This is a genomic window from Isoptericola sp. BMS4 (genome assembly GCF_011634835.1).
Lineage (GTDB): Bacteria > Actinomycetota > Actinomycetes > Actinomycetales > Cellulomonadaceae > Isoptericola.
Window position 1 is genome coordinate 3,341,585 of sequence record NZ_SIRP01000001.1, and the last position, 19,960, is coordinate 3,361,544.

Sequence of the window (19,960 nt, forward strand, 5' to 3'; positions counted from 1 at the left end):
CCAGCGCGGGCCGGGTGGCCTCAGCCACCTGCCCGTCCCGCGCCTCGTCCCGCGCCCGGTTCGACACCCGCACCCTCCAGCACTCCCTCGGCCGCCACGTCCCCGATCACGATCACGGCCGGGGCCCGGACGCCGAGCTCGTCGGCCCGCTTGGCCGCGAGGTCGAGCTCGACACGGGTGACCCGCTGCTCGGGCGTGGACCCGCGCTCCACGATCGCCACGGGGGTGGCCGGGTCCGCGCCGGCGTCGCGCAGCCGCGCGACCACCTGGGGCAGGGCGGACACCCCCATGAGGATCACCAGCGTAGCCGCGCGGCGGGTGACGCAGGACACGGCGACGTCGTCGAGCACGTCGTCGCGGCCGGGGCGGTCGCCGCGCGTGTGCGCGGTGACGACGTGGAACGCCGTCGTCAGCCCCCGGTGGGTCAGCGGGACGCCCGCCAGCGACGGGACCGCGAGCGCCGACGAGACCCCCGGGACCACGTCGACCGCGACGCCGGCCGCGGCGCAGGCCGCGTACTCCTCTCCCCCGCGGCCGAAGACGAACGGGTCGCCGCCCTTGAGCCGCACGACGTGCCGGCCCGCCAGCGCATGCTCCACGAGGAGGGCGTTGATGCCCTCCTGCGGCACCTTGTGGTGACCCGGCGCCTTGCCGACGTCGACCACCTCGACGTCCGGGCCGAGGTCGTCGAGGACCTCCAGCGGCACGAGGCGGTCGTGCACGACGACGTCGGCCCGCGTCAGGGCGCGCCAGGCGCGGTAGGTCAGCAGGTCGGCGGCGCCGGGGCCCGCGCCGACGAGGGTGACCCGCCCCGGCCCGGTGGTCATCCGACCCTCACGCGCACGACGCCGTCCACGACGGCGACCGGGTACGACGCGAGGTCGCCCGACAGCCCCGGCCTCGGCTCCTTGCCGCCCGTGTCGAGGCAGCGCCCGGTGGCCAGCTCGAACACCTGCTTGTACACGGGCGCGGCGACGGTGGGGGTGCCGCGGCGGGTGCCGACGATGCCCCGGGACATGACGTGCGCGCCGGCGTACGGGTCGAGCTGCTGCACGGCGTGCACGGCGCCGTCGAGCAGGCGGAACAGGGCGACCTGCACCTCCGTGCCGTCCGGGCGGGTGAGCAGGGCGGCCGCCCCGCGCTCGGGGACCAGGGCGTCGAGGGGGCAGACGGCCTCCCAGCCGGGGCCGGGCGGCGGGGCCGAGCCCGTGTCCCGCTGCGTGTCCTGCTGCGTGGCGAGGGTCATGCGCGCACCTCCAGGGTGGGTCCGGTCACGAGGACGGGGCCGTCGACGACGGCGACCAGCTCGGGGTCGACGGGGCCGGCCGCGCCGGCGGCGACCTCGTCGGGGGTGGCGGGGCGCTTCTGCCCGCGCTCCGGCACGTACGCGAGCGCCGGGTCGGGCGTCGCCGGGGCGTTGACGAACGACCCGAACCGGGCGAGCTTCTCCGGGTCCTCCAGGACGGCCTTCCACTCGTCCTGGTAGCCCTCGACGTGCGCGGCCATCGCGGCGTCGAGGTCGGCGCCGATGCCCAGCGAGTCCTCCAGCACCACCTCGCGGATGGCGTCCAGTCCGCCCTCGTACTCCTCGACCCAGGGCGCGGTGCGCTGCAGGCGGTCCGCGGTGCGGATGTACAGCATGAGGAACCGGTCGATCGTGCGCAGCAGGGTCGCGGTGTCGAGGTCCTCGGCGAGGAGCCTCGCGTGCTTCGGCGTCTGGCCGCCGTTGCCTCCGACGTAGACGTTCCAGCCCTTGTCGGTGGCGATGACGCCGACGTCCTTGCCGCGGGCCTCGGCGCACTCGCGGGCGCAGCCGGAGACGCCGAGCTTGAGCTTGTGCGGGCTGCGCAGCCCGCGGTACCGCAGCTCCAGCTCCACGGCCATGCCGACGGAGTCCTGCACGCCGTACCGGCACCAGGTGGAGCCGACGCACGACTTCACGGTGCGCAGCGACTTGCCGTACGCGTGGCCGGACTCGAAGCCGGCGTCGACGAGGCGCTTCCAGATCTGCGGAAGCTGCTCGACCCGGGCGCCGAACATGTCGATGCGCTGCCCGCCGGTGATCTTCGTGTACAGGCCGAAGTCCTTCGCGACCTGGCCCACGACGATGAGGCCCTCCGGGGTGACCTCGCCGCCCGGCATGCGCGGCACGACGGAGTAGGTGCCGTCCTTCTGCATGTTGGCGAGCATGTGGTCGTTGGTGTCCTGCAGCGCGGACTGCTCCCCGGCGAGGATGTGCCCGTTGCCCTGGCTGGCGAGGATGGACGCCACGACCGGCTTGCAGATGTCGCAGCCGCGACCGGCGCTCTCGGCGCCCTCGGGGACCACGCCGAACCGCTCGATGATGTCGCTGAACGAGTGCAGGTCGGCGACGCGGACCGCGTCGAACAGCTGGGCGCGGGTCAGCGCGAAGTGCTCGCACAGCGCGCTGCTCACCTCGAGGCCCGCGCGGGCCATCTCGGTCTTCGTGAGCTTCGTGACCAGCGGAAGGCAGGCACCGCAGGTGGTGCCGGCCTTCGTGCAGCTCTTGACGTCGCCGACCGAGGTGCAGTCGTGGTCGGTCACCGCGCCGCGGATGGTGCCGGCCGAGACGTTGTTGCAGGAGCAGACGTTCGCGTCGTCGGGCAGCTCCAGGTCCGGGGCCGCTCCGGCGCCCTCGGGCAGCAGGAACGCGCCGGGGTCGCCGGGGAGCTCGGCCCCCAGCATGGGCCGCAGCGACGCGTACGGGGCGGCGTCGCCCACGAAGACCCCGCCGAGCAGCGTGGACGCGTCGTCGGACATGACGAGCTTCTTGTAGACGCCGGCCGTCGGGTCGGCCCACACGACCTCGATCGAGTCCTCGGTGCGGCCGTGCGCGTCGCCGAAGGACGCGACGTCCACCCCGGAGAGCTTCAGCTTGGTCGCCGTGTCCGCGCCGGGGAACTCGGCGTCGCCGCCGAGCAGCCGGTCCGCGACGACCTCCGCCATCGTGTTGCCGGGTGCGACGAGGCCGAGGCAGCGGCCACCGATGCACGCCACCTCGCCGATCGCCCACACGTGCTCGTCGGCGGTGCGGCAGCGGTCGTCGACGACGGCACCGCCGCGCTCGCCGATCTCCAGCCCGGCGGCGCGGGCGAGCTCGTCGCGGGGGCGCACGCCCGTGGCCAGGACGACGACGTCGACGTCGAGCCGGCCGCCGTCGGCGAAGTCCATGCGGCCCACGTGCCCGGTGCGCCGGTGGGGGCGCATCGCCTGCGTGGCGGTGTCGCAGCGCACCGCGATGCCCTTGTCGTTGATGAGCCGCTTGAGCGCCTCGCCGCCGCCCAGGTCGATCTGCACGTCCATGAGGTGGGTGCCGAACTGGATCACGGTGGCCTGCGCGCCGAGCGCCTTGAGCGCGCCGGCGGCCTCGAGCCCGAGGAGGCCGCCGCCCACGACGGCGCCGCGCACCGGCTTGGCGAGCGGGCCGCGGCGGGTCGTGACCGTGCTGGCCTCCCGCTTGGCCTCCACCCAGCCGCGCAGCGCCGCCACGTCGTCGATCGTGCGGTACACGAACACGCCCGGCAGGTCCGCGCCCTCGATCGGCGGTACGGCCGCGTTCGAGCCCGTCGCCAGCACCAGATCGTCGTACGCGTGCACCCGGCCGAGCCGGTCCGTGACCGTCCGCGCCTCCCGGTCGATCGACTCGACCGCGCAGTCCCGGTGCAGGGTGACGAGCGGGTCGTCCCACAGCTCGGGGGTGCCGAGACTCAGCTCGTCGGCGTCGCGCACCTCGAAGTAGCGCGTGAGGCCCACGCGGTCGTACGGCTTGCGCGGCTCCTCGGCGAAGACGGTGACCCGCCACGCGCCATCGGTGTCCCGCGCACGCAGGGCCTCGACGAAGCGGTGGGCGACCATGCCGCCGCCGACGACGACGACGTGGCGCCGGCCGTCGGCGCCCGCGGTCCGGGCTGGGGTGGGGGGCTCGCTGCTCATGCCCCGACGCTAGGAAGCCGCCGTGTCGCCACCGTCAGGCAGCGGTTACCTGTCGGGAACATCTGCCTCACGCGACAGGGGCGGCGGTCGTGAGTCGCGAGGGGCGTCCCCGGCGATCACCGCGGCACTCCCGGATCCGATCGGCAGTCCGAACTGCCGATCGGATCGCGAACTGCCGCGCTGACCGGCAGGCTCGCTACCCTCGGGCGTCATGGTGGCCGACCCGCGCACGACGACGAACCCGCTGGTCCGCGCCGGAGGACGCTGGCTCGGTCGGGTCAACGCGCGGCACCCGTGGAACCACAACGACCACTTCCACTCCTGGATCCTGCGCCGGCTGCCGCCCCGCCGGCGCCGGGCCCTGGACGTCGGCTGCGGCGCGGGCCGGCTCGTGGCGCGCCTGCGGGAGGAGGTCGCCGAGGTCGTCGCCCTGGACGCCGACGCCGGGATGGCCGGCCTGGCACGCGAGCGGTTCGCCGGCGACGACGCCGTCCACGTGCGGCACAGGCGGTTCGAGGACGTGCCCGCGGACGGCTCCTTCGACGTCGTGACGATGGTCGCCTCCCTGCACCACATGGACCTCGAGGCCGCGCTGCGCCACGCCGCCGGGGTGCTCGCGCCCGGCGGCCGGCTGCTCGTCGTCGGCCACGCCCGGATCGGTGCCCGGCGCGACCTCGCCGTCGACCTCGTCTCGTCGTTCGCCAGCCCGCTCGTGGGGCTGGTCAAGCACCCGCGGGTCGCCCGGCCCGCCCCCGCGTCCGGGCCGCCCATGCCCGTGCGCGACCCGGGGCACACGTACGGCGAGGTCGCCGCGACCGCCCGGCGCGTGCTCCCTGGGTCCCGGTTCCGGCAGCGACTGTTCTTCCGCTACACGCTGGAGTGGACGCGGTCGCCCTGGCACCGGTCGACCGGCTGACCCGGGCCAGGTCAGGATGCCGGCGCGAGCAGGTCCTGCCGCAGGGTCGCCCGCAGCGCGTGCCGCACTGCCGCTTCGACCTCGCTGTGCACGGTAGGACCCTCGTCCATGGCCTGGAGCAGCAGCGCCCGCGCCACCGTCGACGTCGGAAGACCCCGCTCGTCGGCCACCTTCTCGAGCTGGGCAAGCTCATCGTCGTTCAACCGGATCTGAAGCACACGGGCACGCGAATGGCCGCGGGTCACCTTGACCTCGGAAAGCTCCCGAAGCTGACCCCCGCGCTCCTCCGCCTCCTCGACGGCCTGCGCCTCGGCGGCGAGGACCTGAGCGATGTCCTTCGTCATGATGCTCCTCCCTCTCGGTACAGACGGCGGTCCTTCGAGTTCGACGGCCATCCGTTGACGCCGTAGCCCGTCGCGTCGTGTGAGTTCCGCACTCTGACCAGTCAGCCCTCTCCACCACCGAATGATCGTCATACGTTGTAGTACAGAAAGTACAGGGCCAGGTTCAAGGACGGCTACGTCGCAGCCTTCTCCAGGCCAGGTCCCCGAAGATCACCAGGCCACCGCCAGACGTCCCTATGCGCTCGGACGCGTCAAGTCCTCGGACCCTTCGAGCGAGGCTGCCAGCTCTGCCGTCCCGGCCGGGTAGAACGGCGGGTCCTCGGCCAGAAGGTCGGCCAGCGGATACCAGGAGGCCCACGCGTCGGTGTCGAGTGCTCGCAGCCGTGCACTCGACGGCAGCGCCTCCAGCTCCGGGCAGGTCACCTCGAACACGTGCACCACCTCATGGCCGGGGACACCGACGATCTCGAACAGGTTCTCGGTCACCGCGAGCAGACGAGTGACGGTCACCTCGACCCCGTGCTCCTCACGGAACTCCCGGACGACGGCGTCGGCGGCGCGCTCCCCGAACTCGATACCGCCGCCGATCGCACGCACGAACCGGTGGTGTCCCTGGATCGGTGGGTACTCCTCCGCCAGCACGTGCCCGTCGCGGACCAGCAGACCGACCGCGATGTTCCGGATGCGACCGGCCCCGGCCGTGGTCTCGGTATGCGTGCCCATCCGGGCAGCCTATGAGGTCGGGCCGGCGCGAGGCCGTTCGGAGGTCTGCACGCACCTTGACCGACCGGCACGTGTGAGCGCGGCACCGTCGGGTCACGGATCATCGCGGGGCCGCGACCTCCACGGCCGACGTGTCATCCGAGCGCCGCGACCGGTCCAGCCAGTCCACCAGCCCGCAGACGGCCTCGCGACAGCTGCCGCAGCCGGTGGTGGCGCGGGTCTTCTCGGCCACGTCGTCGGCGGTGGCGGCGCCGTCGGCGACGCACTCGGCGATGTCGTGCTTGGTGACGCCGTTGCAGCGGCAGACGGTCGCGTCGTCGGGCATCTGCTCGGGGCTGGTCGCCGGGGCGGCGGACGGCATCACCGGGGTGAGCAGCAGGAACGCCGGGTCGACGGGCGCGGGCGTGCGGCGGGTGTACGCGGCGACCAGGTCGGCCGCGACGCGCGCGTCGCCCACGCAGGTGGCGCCCACCAGGACGCCGTCGGCGACGACCGCCTCGACGAAGCGGCCCGCGGCGGGGTCGGCGAGGCGGACGGCCCGCTGCCCGGGAGCCGTCCCCGCCCCGGCGCCGGCCACGCCCATCGACACCACGCTGAGGTCGCCCGCCTTGACCTTGACGACGTCGGTGCCCCGGGCGTCCACGCCACGGGCCGACGGCGCCCGCGACGACAGCAGCGTCCCCAGCCGCACGGCCATCGACGGTCCGCCGTCGCCGGGCAGGCGCAGGTGCTCGCGACGGGGTACCCGCTGCTCGGGCGGGGCGGCGGGCAGCGGCGCCGCCGCGAGCGACACCAGGTGCTCCGCGAGGCGGCGGGCCTGGTCCCACCCCTCGGCGACCAGGCCGCGCGACCCCTCCGGCGGCTGGGCGCAGTCCCCGACGGCGTACACCCGCGGGTCGGTGGGGCATGCCAGGTCGGGGCCGACGACGACGCCGCGCTCGACCGGCAGGCCCGCCGCCCGGGCCAGCGCCGTCTCCGGCACGGTCCCGCACGCGAGGACGACGAGCCCCGCGCCGAGCACCTCGCCCGGCTCGCGCACGTCGCCGTCGAGCCGCACGCCGACGGCGCGCCCGCCGACGACCAGGACCTCGCTCGGGCGTGCGCCGGTGCGCACGGTGACGCCGGTGGCCTCGAGGCCGTGGGTGAGGACGGCGCCGGCCTCGGGGGCGAGCTGGCGCTCCATGGGCGCCGGCCCGGGGTGCACGAGGGTGACGTCGAGCCCGCGGGAGGCCAGGCCGTGGGCGGCCTCGACCCCGAGCACTCCCCCGCCGACGACGACGGCGCGCGGGGTGTTCACCGTGGCCGCGACGATCTCGCGGGCGTCGTCCAGCGTGCGCAGGGCGTGCACCCCGGCGGGCATCCGCACGCCGGACGCCGGGCCGGTCGCCGCGTCGTCCAGGCCGGGGATCGCGGGCACGCGGGCGGCCGACCCCGTGGCGAGCACGAGGTGGTCGTAGGGGTGGCGCGTGCCGTCGTCGGCGAGCACCACGCGGGCGACGCGGTCGACCGCGACGGCGGCGACCTCGCGGCGCACGGTGGTGCGGGCGTCGTCGGGCAGCGGCATCGCGATGGCGGCGACGTCCGTGCGCCCCGCCACGACGTCGGACAGCAGCACCCGGTTGTAGGGCTCGTAGGGCTCCGCCCCCAGGACCGTCACGTCCAGGGCACCGCCGGTGTCGCGGCGGGCGAGCTCGTCGGCGAGGCGGACACCGACCATGCCGAACCCCACGATCACGATGCGGTGCGGGACGCGCAGCGGGCTCGTCGTCATGCGGGGACCTCCTGGTCCAGGGATGCGTCAGACCCTGCGCGGTGGCTGCCTCGCGCAGGGTCTGACAGGTCGGCGGGGGCGAAGGGCTCGACGCTGACGGCGCACACCTTGAACTCGGGCATCGACGAGACCGGGTCGACGGCGTCGGTCGTGAGCCGGTTGACGCTCCCGGCGCCGCTCCAGTGGAACGGCATGAACACGGTGTCGGGGCGCACGGCGTCGGTCCAGCGGGCCGTGGCGACGGCGGTGCCGCGCGCCGTGGTGAGCCGGGCGGCCGCGCCGTCGGGCACGCCGACCCGCGTGCCGAGCAGCGGGTGCAGCTCGACGTACGACTCGGGCACCAGCGCCTCCAGCTCGGGCACGCGATGCGTCTGAGCGCCGGACTGGTAGTGCTGCAGCACCCGGCCGGTGACGAGGTACAGCGGGGCGTCGGCGCGCACGTCGTCGGAGGGCCCGGCGTGGTCGACGGCGACCATGCGCGCCCGCCCGTCCGGCGTCGCGAAGGCGTCCAGGAACATCCGCGGGGTCCCCGGGTGCGAGTTGTCAGGCTCAGCGCGGCGTATGCCTCGCGCAGGGTCTGACAACTCGGGCGGGGTGGCCGGGCAGGGCCAGTACAGGCCGGGGCCGGCGGCGTCCTCGTCGGCGTCGAGGCGGGCGTGGCTCAGCCCGGAGTAGTCCGCCGGGCCGCCCGCGGAGGCCAGCGCCAGCTCGTCGAAGACGACGGCGGGGTCGGTGGGGAACGCGTCGGCCGGCAGGCCGGCGGGCGCCAGGCGGCGCGCCAGCTCTGCGAGGATCCACAGCTCGGAGCGGGCCTCGCCCGGGGCCTCGGTGGCCTTCCGCCGGCGGATCACCCGGCCCTCCAGGTTCGTCATCGTGCCGGACTCCTCGGCCCACTGGGTGACCGGCAGGACGACGTCGGCCAGCAGCGCCGTCTCCGAGGGCACGACGTCGCACACGACGAGCAGGTCGAGCGCCTCCAGACGCTCACGCACCCGGTCGGCGTCCGGCGCCGAGACCAGCACGTTCGACCCGTGCACGAGCAGGGCCCGCGGGCCGCCGGGCGTGGCGAGCGAGCGCAGCAGCGCGACGGCGGGCAGTCCCGGGCCCGGCAGCGAGTCAGGGTCCACGCCCCACACGCCGGCGACGTGGGCGCGGGCCGCCGGGTCGTCGATCTTGCGGTAGCCGGGCAGCTGGTCCGACTTCTGCCCGTGCTCACGCCCGCCCTGCCCGTTGCCCTGCCCGGTGAGACAGCCGTAGCCGGAGCCCTCGCGGCCCACCAGCCCGAGCGCCAGGGCGAGGTTGATCGCCGCGGTCACGGTCGCGGTGCCCTGCGTGGACTGCTCCACCCCGCGCCCGGTGAGCAGGTAGGCGCCGCGCCCGCCCCGCGACGGGGACGCGTCCGCGAGCAGCCGGGCGACGCGCCGCAGCTCGGCGGCCGGCACCCCGCAGACCGTCTCCGCGCGCTCGGGCCACCACGCCGCGACCGAGCGGGCGACGTCGTCGACCCCGCTGGTCCGCGCGTCGAGGTACTCCCGGTCGGCGAGCCCCTCGGCCAGCACGACGTGCAGCAACGCCAGCAGCACCACGAGGTCGGTGCCGGGCACGGGCTGCACGTGCAGCCCGGCCTCGCCGTCCGGACCGTCGTCCGTGAGCCGGGCCGTGGCCGAGCGGCGCGGGTCCACGACGACCAGGCCGCCGGCGGCGCGGGCACCGGCGAGGTGCTGCACGAACGGCGGCATCGTCTCGGCCACGTTGGACCCGAGCAGCACGATCGCCTGGGCGCCGTCGAGGTCGGTCACGGGGAACGGCATCCCGCGGTCGACGCCGAACGCCCGGTTGCCCGCCGCGGCGGCGGACGCCATGCAGAACCGGCCGTTGTAGTCGATGAACGGCGTGCGCAGCACGGTCCGCGCGAACTTGCCGAGCGCGTACGCCTTCTCGTTCGTCAGCCCGCCCCCGCCGAACACGGCGACCCCGCCAGCGCCGTCCTCGGCCTGGATCGCGGCCACCCGCGCGGCGACCAGGTCCAGCGCCTCGTCCCAGGACGACGGCGCGAGCTCGCCGTCGTCGCCGCGCACCAGCGGCGTCGTGAGCCGGTCGCCGGCACGCAGCACGGTCGCGCTCGTCCACCCCTTCTGGCACAGGCCGCCGCGGTTGGTCGGGAAGTCGCGCGGGGCGACGGCGACGGGCAGCGCCGCCCGCCCGCCCGGCCCGGGGATGCCGGGACCGGACGGCGCGAGCGACATCCCGCACTGCAGGGCGCAGTAGGAGCAGTGCGTCCGGACGCCGGACGCGGCGGTCATACCCGCGCCTCCGCCATCTCGGTGCCCCGCCGCGCGTACACCGCCCACGTGACCACGGCCATCACGGCGTAGACGCCGACGTAGAGCCACAGGGCGGCGACGAGCGAGCCGGTGAGGGTGGAGGAGACCGCGAACCCGCGCGGGATGAGGAAGCCGCCGAACGCCCCGATCGCCCCGGCGATGCCGATGCAGCCCGCCGCGGCCTTCGCCGTGGCGGCCAGCCCGGCCGCGTCCGTGCGGCCGCGCCGCTCGCCCACCACCCGGAAGGCGGCAGGGATCATGCGGTACACCGACCCGTTGCCGACGCCCGTGGCGACGAACAACAGCATGAACGACGAGAAGAAGAGCACGAACTGGTGGTTCCCGAGGGCCGTGATCGCGCCGATCGCGCCCGCCATCATCACCGCGTAGCAGACGATCGACACGACCGCGCCGCCCAGGCGGTCGGCGAGGATCCCGCCCAGCGGGCGGGTGACGGAGCCGACGAGCGCGCCCATGAATGCCAGGGAGAGGCCCACCTCCGGGAACTGGCCGGCGAGCAGCGTCGGGAACGCGCCGGAGAACCCGATGAACGAGCCGAACGTGCCGATGTACAGGAACGAGATGACCCAGGTGTGCGGCTCGCGGACCGCGACGCCGAACTGGCGCGGGTCGGCCTTCGCCGCGGACAGGTTGTCCATGAACCGCCAGGCGAGGACGACGGCGAGCACGATGAACGGGATGAACATCAGCCCGGCCCGCTCGAGCGCCACCCCGGCGCCGGTGGCGATGACGAGCGGGACGGCGAGCTGCACGGCCGCCGTCCCCACGTTGCCGCCGGCGGCGTTCCAGCCGAGCGCCGCGCCCTTCTCCTTCTCCGGGAAGAAGAACGAGATGTTCGCCATCGACGACGCGAAGTTGCCGCCGCCGAAGCCCGCGAGCGCCGCCACGGCCAGCAGGACGCCGAACGACGTCTCGGGGCGCTGCACCACGACCGTCATCGCGATCGCGGGGATGAGCAGCAGCGACGCCGAGACCATCGTCCAGTTGCGCCCGCCGACCACCGGGACGGCGAGGGTGTAGGGGATCCGCAGCGTCGCGCCGACCAGGGAGGGCAGGGCGATGAGCCAGAACATCTGGTCGGTGGTGAGGGCGAAGCCGGCTCCGGGCAGCTGCGGCACGACGATCGACCAGACGGCCCAGACGCAGAAGCCGAGGAACTCGGCGAAGATCGACAGCACCAGGTTGCGCCGGGCGACGCGGCGCCCGCCGTCGCGCCAGAACACCGGGTCCTCCGGGTCCCAGCGGTCGATCCAGCGACCCGGCCTGGCGTGCGCGCCGGGGGTGGGTGCCGCCGGTGCGGCCACCGTCGTCGGAGCAGCCATCGCGTGTCCTCCAGTGCTCGGGCCCGGCGGCGCCGGGCGGGTGCCCCCGACGCTAGGAAGCCGGTGTTTCCCCTCCGGTGGTCGAGGCGTGAAATGCGCGTGAGCACGAACGCACAGCGACGCGGGCAGCCCTGTGAGGGTGTTCGTTCGACATGCACGACCTGCGGCGGGGCCCGATGATGCCAAGCAGTGGCTCTCCGGTCCCCCAGCCCTTGGAGCACGCATGGCGACGACCCGTCCGTCCGTCGATGCCGGTGCGGCGTCCCCGCCCCCGGCGGCCGACGTCCTGCTGCGGCTCGGCAAGCACCTGCGGCGTGGCGAGGTCTCGCCCGACCTGCGCCAGCTGTTCCTCTCCGGCGGGCGCGAGGGCGACGTCTTCTACCGGGACCGCTGGTCGCACGACAAGGTGGTGCGCTCCACCCACGGGGTGAACTGCACGGGGTCGTGCTCGTGGAAGGTGTACGTCAAGGACGGCATCATCACGTGGGAGACGCAGCAGACGGACTACCCGTCGGTGGGCCCGGACTCGCCCGAGTACGAGCCGCGGGGCTGCCCGCGCGGTGCCGCGTTCTCCTGGTACACCTACTCCCCCACGCGCGTGCGCTACCCGTACGTGCGCGGCGTCCTGCTGGAGGCGTACCGCGCGGCGAAGGCCGCCGTGGGCGGCGACCCGGTGCTCGCGTGGGAGCGCGTCACCTCCGACCCGGACACCGCCCGGGCCTACAAGGCGGCGCGCGGCAAGGGCGGGCTGGTGCGGGCCACGTGGGAGGAGGCGGCCGAGATCGTCGCCGCGGCGCACGTGGACACGATCCGGCGGCACGGCCCGGACCGGGTGGCGGGCTTCTCCCCCATCCCGGCGATGTCGATGGTCTCGCACGGCGTCGGGGCGCGGTTCGTGCAGCTCCTCGGCGGCACGATGCTGTCGTTCTACGACTGGTACGCGGACCTGCCGGTCGCCAGCCCGCAGGTGTTCGGCGACCAGACGGACGTGCCGGAGTCGGCGGACTGGTGGAACTCGTCGTACCTCATGATGTGGGGCTCGAACGTGCCGGTGACCCGCACCCCGGACGCGCACTTCATGGCCGAGGCGCGCTACCGGGGCACCAAGGTGGTGGCGGTCTCGCCGGACTACGCGGACAACACGAAGTTCGCCGACGCGTGGCTCGCGCCGCAGCCCGGCACCGACGGCGCGCTGGCGATCGCGATGGGCCACGTGATCCTGCGCGAGTTCCTCGTCGAGAGACGCACCGCGCCGTTCGTGGACTACCTCAAGCGGTACGCGGACGCGCCGTTCCTGGTGCGGCTGGACGAGAAGGACGGCGCGTCCGTGCCGGGCAAGTTCCTCACCGCCGCGGACCTCGACGACGCGAGCCTGCCCGGCGCGTCGGCGCAGGCCAACGCCCACTTCAAGACGGTGCTGCTCGACGCCGACGGCGCGCCCGTCGTGCCGAACGGCACCCTCGGGCACCGCTGGGGCGACGCCGACGCGGGCCGGTGGAACCTCGACCTGGGCGACGTGGACCCGCTGCTGTCGGTGGCGGACGGCCCGGGCGCCGAGGACACGGCGGCCGTGCTGCTGCCCCGGTTCGACGTCTTCCCGGACGGCGGCGGCGACGAGGCCGCGCACCTGGGCGGCGCGGGCGTCGTCACGCGCGGGGTGCCGACCCGGCGCGTCGGCGGCCACCTGGTCACGACGGTCTTCGACCTGCTCCTCGCCCAGTACGGCGTGCGGCGCGCGGCCGACGACATCGGGCACGACCTGCCCGGCGAGTGGCCCACCGGGTACGACGACGCGTCGACGCCCGGCACGCCCGCCTGGCAGGAGGAGATCACCGGCGTCCCGGCGGCCGCCGCCGCCCGGATCGGGCGGGAGTTCGCCGCCAACGCGGAGGACTCCGGCGGCCGGTCGATGATCATCATGGGCGCGGGTGCCAACCACTGGTTCCACTCGGACACGATCTACCGCGCGTTCCTCACGCTCACGACGATCACCGGCTGCCAGGGTGTCAACGGCGGCGGCTGGGCGCACTACGTCGGCCAGGAGAAGTGCCGCCCGATCACGGGGTGGGCGCAGTACGCCGGGGGCCTGGACTGGTCGCGCCCGCCGCGGCAGATGATCGGCACGGGCTGGTTCTACCTGGCCACCGACCAGTGGCGGTACGACGGCATGCCGGCCGACGCCCTCGCCTCGCCGCTCGCCCCGGGGCACCTCGCCGGGCGCACGACGGCGGACGCGCTCGTGGAGTCCGCCCAGCGCGGCTGGATGCCCAGCTACCCGACGTTCGACCGCAACCCCCTCGACCTGGTGGACGAGGCCCGCGCGGCCGGCAAGGAACCGGAGCGGCACGTCGTCGACGAGCTGGCGGCCGGGCGGCTGCGGTTCGCGTGCGAGGACCCGGACGACCCGGCGAACTTCCCGCGCGTGCTCACCGTGTGGCGGGCGAACATCCTCGGCTCGTCGGGCAAGGGGAACGAGTACTTCCTCAAGCACCTGCTCGGCACGGACGCCGCGGTCCTGGCCGACGAGGCCGGCCCGGACCGGCGCCCGGCCTCGATGACGTGGCGCGACGAGGCGCCGCGCGGCAAGCTCGACCTGCTCGTCACCCTCGACTTCCGGATGACGAGCACCACCCTGTTCTCCGACGTCGTGCTGCCGGCGGCCACCTGGTACGAGAAGTACGACCTGTCCAGCACGGACATGCACCCGTTCGTGCACTCGTTCAACCCGGCGATCGACCCGCCGTGGCAGACGCGCACCGACTTCGACACCTTCCACACCCTGGCCCGCGAGGTGTCCCGGATGGCCGGGACGCACCTCGGCGTGCGCGAGGACGTCGTCGCGACGCCCCTGGCGCACGACTCCCCCGACGAGCTCGCCGTGCCGCACGGCACCCTCACCGACGCGGGCGCGCCGATGACCGAGCGCGAGCTGGTGCCGGGCGTGACGATGCCGCGCCTGCAGGTGGTCACGCGCGACTACCCCGCCTTCGCGGCGCGCATGGCGGCGCTCGGGCCGCTCACCGACACCAAGGGCATGGCGACCAAGGGCGTGGCATTCATGCCGGACGAGGAGGTGCGCCGCCTGGGCGACCTCAACGGCCGGGTCGCGGACGGCCCCGCGGCCGGGCGCCCCCGGCTCGACAAGGACGTCCACGCCTGCGAGACGATCCTCGCGCTGTCCGGCACCACGAACGGCCGCCTCGCCGTGCAGGGCTTCGAGCACCTCGAGAGGCGCACCGGGCAGCGGCTGGCGGACCTCGCCGCCGACGAGCAGGGCAGGCGCGTGACGTTCCCGGACGTGCAGTCCCGCCCGACGTCGGTCATCACGTCCCCGGAGTGGTCCGGGTCGGAGCACGACGGCCGGCGGTACACCGCGTTCGCGGTCAACGTGGAGCGCCTCAAGCCGTGGCACACCCTCACCGGTCGCCAGCACCTCTACCTCGACCACGACTGGATGATCGAGCTGGGCGAGCAGCTGCCCGTCTACCGCCCGCCGCTGGACCTGCACCGCCTGTTCGGCGACTCGCCCCCGCCGGGCATCTCCGACGACGGGCGCGCCACGGGCCACGCCGCCGTCGCCGTGCGGTACCTCACCCCGCACTCCAAGTGGTCCATCCACTCCGAGTACCAGGACAACCTGTTCATGCTGTCGCTGTCGCGCGGCGGCCCGAACGTCTGGATGAGCCCCGCGGACGCGGAGAAGATCGGCGTGGCGGACAACGAGTGGATCGAGGCCGTCAACCGCAACGGCGTCGTCGTGGCCCGCGCCGTCGTCTCCCACCGCATGCCCGAGGGCACCGTGTACATGCACCACGCCACCGACCGCACGGTGGACGTGCCGCTGGCGGAGACCTCCGGGCTGCGCGGCGGCATCCACAACTCGCTGACCCGCATCCTGCTCAAGCCCACCCACCTGGCCGGCGGGTACGCCCAGCTCACGTACGCCTTCAACTACCTCGGCCCCACCGGCAACCAGCGCGACGAGGTCACCGTGATCCGGCGCCGCTCGCAGGAGGTGCGTTACACGTGATGATCCGCGCATGAAGGTCATGGCGCAGATGACCATGGTCATGAACCTCGACAAGTGCATCGGCTGCCACACCTGCTCGGTGACGTGCAAGCAGGCGTGGACGAACCGCACCGGCACCGAGTACGTGTGGTTCAACAACGTCGAGACCCGCCCCGGGCTGGGCTACCCCCGCACGTACGAGGACCAGGAGCGGTGGCAGGGCGGCTGGGTACGCACCAGGCGGGGCAGGCTGAAGCTCCGCGCCGGAGGGCGGGCCAAGAAGCTCGCCACGATCTTCCACAACCCCAGGCTGCCGTCCATCCACGACTACTACGAGCCGTGGACGTACGAGTACGACATGCTGCTCAGCGCCCCGCAGGGCGAGCACACCCCGGTCGCGAGGCCGAAGTCGCTGCTCACCGGCGACGACATGAGCATCCGGTGGTCGGCCAACTGGGACGACGACCTCGGCGGCTCCACGGCCACGATGCAGGACGACCCGGTCCTGAAGCACATGAGCGAGCATGTCGCCGAGGAGCTCGAGCAGACGTTCATGTTCTACCTGCCGCGCATCTGCGAGCACTGCCTCAACCCGTCCTGCGTCGCCTCCTGCCCGTCCGGCGCGATGTACAAACGGGTCGAGGACGGCATCGTGCTGGTCGACCAGGACCAGTGCCGCGGCTGGCGCATGTGCGTCACCGGCTGCCCGTACAAGAAGGTCTACTTCAACCACAAGACCGGCAAGGCCGAGAAGTGCACGCTGTGCTATCCGCGCCTCGAGGTCGGCCTGCCCACCGTCTGCTCCGAGACCTGTGTCGGCCGGCTGCGCTACCTGGGCCTGGTCCTGTACGACGCGGACAAGGTCGGTACCGCGGCGGCGACGGAGGACACCCGCGACCTCCTGGCCGCGCAGCGCTCCGTCTTCCTCGACCCGCACGACCCCGAGGTGGTCACGGCCGCACGGAGCGAGGGCATCCCCGACGACTGGATCGACGCCGCGCAGCGCTCCCCCGTGTGGCGGCTCATCCACGACTACGAGGTCGCCCTGCCCCTGCACCCCGAGTACCGCACCCTGCCGATGGTCTGGTACGTCCCGCCGCTGTCGCCCGTCGTGGACGTCGTGGCGAGCTCCGGCAACGACGGCGAGGACGGGCGCACCCTGTTCGCCGCCATCTCGCAGCTGCGCATCCCGCTGGAGTACCTCGCCGGGCTGTTCAGCGCCGGGGACACCGCGCCCGTGGAGCGGGTGCTGCGGCGCCTCGCCGCCATGCGCTCCGGCATGCGGGAGGTCAACCTCGGCCGCGAGTTCCCCGAGGAGCACGCCGCCGCCGTCGGCATGACCGGCGCCCAGATACAGGAGATGTACCGGCTGCTCGCGATCGCCAAGTACTCCGAGCGGTACGTCATCCCGACCGCCCACACCGAGATCGCGCACGACCTGGACGAGATGGCCTGCTCGCTCGACGTCGACGGCGGGCCCGGCATGGGCGGCCAGGGCACCGACGGCGCCGGGCCGTTCGGCTCGTCGTCCGGACGGCCGACGCCGGTCGCCGTCGAGAACTTCCACGCGCTGGCGGCACGCCAGACCGCCGACTCCCCGTACGGCCCGTCCACGCCCGGCCGCGTGAACCTGCTCAACTGGGACGGCAACGGCCGCCCGGCCGGCCTCTTCCCACCCGACGACGCGGGCGGCTCGCCGTCGCCCGGCGGAGGCGGCGAGCCGCCCGGCGCGCCGGGCAGCCTGCCCGGCGGCCGCCAGGACGCCACCCACGACGACCCCGGCGGCTCTCCGGGAGGTGCGCGATGAGGCTCGCGTTCCTGCCCCGCCCCGGCGTGCGGGCCCGCCGGCTCGCCCCGCTCGCGCCCGTGCCGCTCGATCCCGCCCGGCGCGCCGTCGCGCACATGGCCGCCGCCGTGCTGCTGCGCTACCCCGACGACGACGCCCGCGCGGCCGCCGCCACCGCACGCGACGCCGTCGACGACCTGCCCTCCCCGGTCCGCGAGCGCCTCTCCGGCCTCGCGGACGCGATCGCGGGCGGCGACCCGCGCGAGCTGCAGGCCGACTACGTCGCCACGTTCGACCTGAAGCGCCGCTGCGCCATGTACCTGTCGTACTACGCGGCCGGGGACACCCGGAAGCGTGGCGCGGCGCTCGTGCGGTTCGTCGAGGCCTACCGCGCCGCCGGCTTCGAGACCACCGGCGACGAGCTGCCCGACTACCTGCCGACCGTGCTCGAGCTCTCCGCCGTCGGCGGCGACGACGGCGCCCGCATCGCCGCGACGCTGCTCGCCGCGCACCGCGACGGCATCGAGGTGCTGCGCTCGGCGCTCGCCTCGCACGGCTCGCCGTGGACGGCCGCCGTCGAGGCCGTGTGCCTCACCCTGCCGCCGGTCGACGACGCCACCGCCGAGCGGGTGGCGACCCTCGTCGCCGCGGGCCCGCCGGCAGAGCTGGTCGGTCTCAGCGGGTACGGGGACGACGGGGAGGCGCTGCCGTGGACGTGAACCCCGCCGGGATCGTGCTGTGGGTGGTCGTGCCCTACGTGACGTTCGCCGTGCTGGTGGTGGGGTCCGTCTGGCGGTACCGCTACGACAAGTTCGGGTGGACCACCCGGTCCAGCGAGCTGTACGAGAAGCGGCTGCTGCGGCTCGGCTCGCCGCTGTTCCACTACGGGCTGCTGCTCGTGATCCTCGGGCACCTCATGGGTCTGGTCGTCCCGAAGGAGTGGACCGAGGCGGTGGGGCTCTCCGAGGGCGCGTACCACTTCGTCGCGACGTGGCTGGGATCGGTCGCGGCGCTCGCCGTCGTGGCGGGGCTGCTGATCCTCGTCTACCGCCGCCGGTCCACCGGACCGGTGTTCCTCGCCACGACCCGCACCGACAAGCTCATGTACGTGCTGCTGGGCGGGTCGATCCTCACCGGCGCGTGGGCGACCGTGCACACCCAGATCCTCGCGGGCGGCCACGGCTACGACTACCGGCAGACGATCTCGCCGTGGTTCCGGTCGCTCTGGTACCTGCAGCCGGAGCCGGCGCTCATGGCGGGCGTCCCTGCCGCGTTCCAGGCGCACCTCCTGGTGGCGATGCTGCTCTTCGCCGTGTGGCCCTTCACCCGGCTGGTGCACGCGTTCTCGGCGCCCGTGCAGTACCCGTTCCGCCCGTACGTCGTCTACCGGTCCCGGGAGGCGTCCGGAGCGGCCCGGGCGCCCCGGGCGGGCTGGGACCCGACCACGACGCCCCCCACCACCGGCCCGTCCAGGAGGAGACCATGACCTCGGCATCGTCCACCGGCTCGGCGGGGGCGCCCGCGGCGACCGCCGTCGAGGGCAGCACGGCGCAGCTCGCGCTCGCCACCGCCGGCTTCGCGATCTGCTTCTGGGCCTGGGCGCTGCTCAGCCCGCTGGGCAACAGCTACGGCGAGCGGTACGGCCTCAGCGACTTCGAGGTGTCCGTGCTCGTGGCGGTGCCCGTGATCGTCGGGTCCCTCGGCCGGGTACCGATCGGCGCGCTCACCGACCGGTACGGCGCCAGGGTGATGTTCCCGCTGTGCAGCGCGCTGACGATCCTGCCGGTGCTCTTCATCGGCTTCGTCGCGAACAACCTGGCCTGGCTGCTCGTCGGCGGCTTCTTCCTGGGCCTCGGCGGGACCACGTTCGCCATCGGGGTCCCGTTCGTCAACAACTGGTACCCGCCGACGCGGCGCGGCACCGCCATCGGCATCTTCGGCGCGGGCATGGGTGGTACCGCGATCGCCGCGTTCACGACGGTGCCGATCCGGGACGCCTGGGGCGACGGCGCGCCGTTCCTCATCGTCGCCGCCGCACTGGCGGCGTTCGCCCTCGTCTCGCGGTCCGTGCTGCGCGACTCCCCGGCCTGGACGCCGAGCAGCGGCGGCGGCATGCTCGCCCGCACCTGGTCGACCGTGCGGATACCCGCCACCCTGCAGCTGTCCTGGCTGTACGCGGTGGGCTTCGGCGGCTTCGTCGCGTTCTCGGTCTATCTGCCGACCTTCCTGGAGAACGCCTACGGCCTCTCGGCGAGCGACGCGTCGTTCCGCACCGCCGGGTTCGTGGTGCTGGCGGTCGTGTGCCGGCCGATCGGCGGCACGTTGTCGGACCGGCTCGGTGGGGTGCCCGTCTCCGTGGCCTGCTTCGCCGTGGTGACGGTGTGCGCCGCCGTCATCGTCGCCCAGCCACCGCTGATCCCCCTCGCCACGGTCGCGTTCCTCGGCATGGCCACGGCGCTCGGGGCCTCGTCCGGGGCGACGTTCGCCCTGGTGGCGACGATGTCCCCGCCGGGCACGGTGGGCGCGGTGACCGGGGTGGTCGGGGCCGCGGGCGGGCTCGGCGGCTTCATCCCGCCGCTCATCATGGGTGCCGTGTACGGGGCGCAGGGCGACTACGGCATCGGCTTCGGGCTGCTGGCCCTCACCGCCCTGCTCACGCTGCTGTTCACGCTCGGCCCGGTGCGGCGTCGCGTGCGCGCCCACGCCGGATGACCGGGCGGGTCGGCACCGTACGGCCCGACGCCGCACAGCCCGGTACCGGCAGCGGTGAGGTCTCCGCCCCACGGCCGA

General features: G+C 74.3%; 14 protein-coding genes. 6 read left to right on the plus strand and 8 right to left on the minus strand.

Annotated features, from left to right (window positions below; all coding sequences use genetic code 11):
* Nucleotides 1-20: 20 nt before the first annotated feature.
* The 3 genes from cobA to nirB are packed head-to-tail and all read right to left on the minus strand — an operon-like array spanning nucleotide 21 to nucleotide 3,954.
* Complete coding sequence (gene cobA, locus EYB28_RS15125; protein ID WP_166849493.1) at nucleotides 21-827, minus strand: uroporphyrinogen-III C-methyltransferase; 807 nt, start codon at nucleotides 825-827, stop codon at nucleotides 21-23.
* Nucleotides 824-1,246: a nitrite reductase (NAD(P)H) small subunit gene (locus tag EYB28_RS15130; protein ID WP_166849496.1), complete on the minus strand. Its 423-nt coding sequence runs from the start codon at nucleotides 1,244-1,246 to the stop codon at nucleotides 824-826. The genes cobA and EYB28_RS15130 overlap by 4 nt, the downstream gene beginning before the upstream one ends.
* Nucleotides 1,243-3,954, minus strand: coding sequence for a nitrite reductase large subunit NirB (gene nirB / locus EYB28_RS15135; protein ID WP_166849499.1), 2,712 nt, complete (start codon nucleotides 3,952-3,954; stop codon nucleotides 1,243-1,245). The genes EYB28_RS15130 and nirB overlap by 4 nt, the downstream gene beginning before the upstream one ends.
* Nucleotides 3,955-4,165: 211 nt before the next feature.
* Between nirB and EYB28_RS15140 the strand changes: the two genes are divergently transcribed.
* Nucleotides 4,166-4,870: a bifunctional 2-polyprenyl-6-hydroxyphenol methylase/3-demethylubiquinol 3-O-methyltransferase UbiG gene (locus EYB28_RS15140; protein ID WP_166849502.1), complete on the plus strand. Its 705-nt coding sequence runs from the start codon at nucleotides 4,166-4,168 to the stop codon at nucleotides 4,868-4,870.
* Between the two features lie 11 nt (nucleotides 4,871-4,881).
* On the opposite strand, the gene EYB28_RS15145 is transcribed toward EYB28_RS15140, so the two are convergent.
* From EYB28_RS15145 to EYB28_RS15165, 5 genes are all read right to left on the minus strand, one after another.
* Nucleotides 4,882-5,214 carry a CopG family transcriptional regulator gene (locus EYB28_RS15145; RefSeq protein WP_166849505.1) on the minus strand — a complete coding sequence of 111 codons (333 nt, stop codon included), beginning with the start codon at nucleotides 5,212-5,214 and terminating at the stop codon, nucleotides 4,882-4,884.
* A 234-nt stretch (nucleotides 5,215-5,448) separates the two neighbouring features.
* On the minus strand, nucleotides 5,449-5,937 hold the full coding sequence (locus EYB28_RS15150) for an NUDIX hydrolase (RefSeq protein WP_166849508.1): 489 nt from the start codon (nucleotides 5,935-5,937) through the stop codon (nucleotides 5,449-5,451).
* A 100-nt stretch (nucleotides 5,938-6,037) separates the two neighbouring features.
* On the minus strand, nucleotides 6,038-7,708 hold the full coding sequence (locus EYB28_RS15155) for an FAD-dependent oxidoreductase (protein WP_166849511.1): 1,671 nt from the start codon (nucleotides 7,706-7,708) through the stop codon (nucleotides 6,038-6,040).
* Complete coding sequence (locus tag EYB28_RS15160; protein WP_166849514.1) at nucleotides 7,705-10,011, minus strand: molybdopterin oxidoreductase family protein; 2,307 nt, start codon at nucleotides 10,009-10,011, stop codon at nucleotides 7,705-7,707. Before EYB28_RS15160 ends, EYB28_RS15155 begins: the two co-directional genes overlap by 4 nt.
* Complete coding sequence (locus tag EYB28_RS15165) at nucleotides 10,008-11,375, minus strand: MFS transporter (RefSeq protein WP_166849517.1); 1,368 nt, start codon at nucleotides 11,373-11,375, stop codon at nucleotides 10,008-10,010. The genes EYB28_RS15160 and EYB28_RS15165 overlap by 4 nt, the downstream gene beginning before the upstream one ends.
* 223 nt (nucleotides 11,376-11,598) lie before the next feature.
* Between EYB28_RS15165 and EYB28_RS15170 the strand changes: the two genes are divergently transcribed.
* The 5 genes from EYB28_RS15170 to EYB28_RS15190 are packed head-to-tail and all read left to right on the plus strand — an operon-like array spanning nucleotide 11,599 to nucleotide 19,882.
* Nucleotides 11,599-15,405: a nitrate reductase subunit alpha gene (locus EYB28_RS15170; protein WP_166849520.1), complete on the plus strand. Its 3,807-nt coding sequence runs from the start codon at nucleotides 11,599-11,601 to the stop codon at nucleotides 15,403-15,405.
* Nucleotides 15,406-15,415: 10 nt separating this feature from the next.
* Nucleotides 15,416-17,191, plus strand: coding sequence for a nitrate reductase subunit beta (gene narH, locus EYB28_RS15175; RefSeq protein WP_166849523.1), 1,776 nt, complete (start codon nucleotides 15,416-15,418; stop codon nucleotides 17,189-17,191).
* Nucleotides 17,188-17,889 carry a nitrate reductase molybdenum cofactor assembly chaperone gene (gene narJ, locus EYB28_RS15180; protein ID WP_166849525.1) on the plus strand — a complete coding sequence of 234 codons (702 nt, stop codon included), beginning with the start codon at nucleotides 17,188-17,190 and terminating at the stop codon, nucleotides 17,887-17,889. The genes narH and narJ overlap by 4 nt, the downstream gene beginning before the upstream one ends.
* Nucleotides 17,880-18,656: a respiratory nitrate reductase subunit gamma gene (gene narI / locus EYB28_RS15185; RefSeq protein WP_370459487.1), complete on the plus strand. Its 777-nt coding sequence runs from the start codon at nucleotides 17,880-17,882 to the stop codon at nucleotides 18,654-18,656. Before narJ ends, narI begins: the two co-directional genes overlap by 10 nt.
* On the plus strand, nucleotides 18,653-19,882 hold the full coding sequence (locus EYB28_RS15190) for a nitrate/nitrite transporter (RefSeq protein WP_166849528.1): 1,230 nt from the start codon (nucleotides 18,653-18,655) through the stop codon (nucleotides 19,880-19,882). The genes narI and EYB28_RS15190 overlap by 4 nt, the downstream gene beginning before the upstream one ends.
* Nucleotides 19,883-19,960 lie beyond the last annotated feature (78 nt).

Excerpts from the sequence above, each read along its gene's own strand:
- cobA (WP_166849493.1), bottom strand. The coding sequence starts at position 827 with ATGACCACCGGGCCGGGGCGGGTCACCCTCGTCGGCGCGGGCCCCGGC.
- EYB28_RS15130 (WP_166849496.1), bottom strand. The coding sequence starts at position 1,246 with ATGACCCTCGCCACGCAGCAGGACACGCAGCGGGACACGGGCTCGGCC.
- nirB (WP_166849499.1), bottom strand. The coding sequence starts at position 3,954 with ATGAGCAGCGAGCCCCCCACCCCAGCCCGGACCGCGGGCGCCGACGGC.
- EYB28_RS15140 (WP_166849502.1), top strand. The coding sequence starts at position 4,166 with ATGGTGGCCGACCCGCGCACGACGACGAACCCGCTGGTCCGCGCCGGA.
- EYB28_RS15145 (WP_166849505.1), bottom strand. The coding sequence starts at position 5,214 with ATGACGAAGGACATCGCTCAGGTCCTCGCCGCCGAGGCGCAGGCCGTC.
- EYB28_RS15150 (WP_166849508.1), bottom strand. The coding sequence starts at position 5,937 with ATGGGCACGCATACCGAGACCACGGCCGGGGCCGGTCGCATCCGGAAC.
- EYB28_RS15155 (WP_166849511.1), bottom strand. The coding sequence starts at position 7,708 with ATGACGACGAGCCCGCTGCGCGTCCCGCACCGCATCGTGATCGTGGGG.
- EYB28_RS15160 (WP_166849514.1), bottom strand. The coding sequence starts at position 10,011 with ATGACCGCCGCGTCCGGCGTCCGGACGCACTGCTCCTACTGCGCCCTG.
- EYB28_RS15165 (WP_166849517.1), bottom strand. The coding sequence starts at position 11,375 with ATGGCTGCTCCGACGACGGTGGCCGCACCGGCGGCACCCACCCCCGGC.
- EYB28_RS15170 (WP_166849520.1), top strand. The coding sequence starts at position 11,599 with ATGGCGACGACCCGTCCGTCCGTCGATGCCGGTGCGGCGTCCCCGCCC.
- narH (WP_166849523.1), top strand. The coding sequence starts at position 15,416 with ATGAAGGTCATGGCGCAGATGACCATGGTCATGAACCTCGACAAGTGC.
- narJ (WP_166849525.1), top strand. The coding sequence starts at position 17,188 with ATGAGGCTCGCGTTCCTGCCCCGCCCCGGCGTGCGGGCCCGCCGGCTC.
- EYB28_RS15190 (WP_166849528.1), top strand. The coding sequence starts at position 18,653 with ATGACCTCGGCATCGTCCACCGGCTCGGCGGGGGCGCCCGCGGCGACC.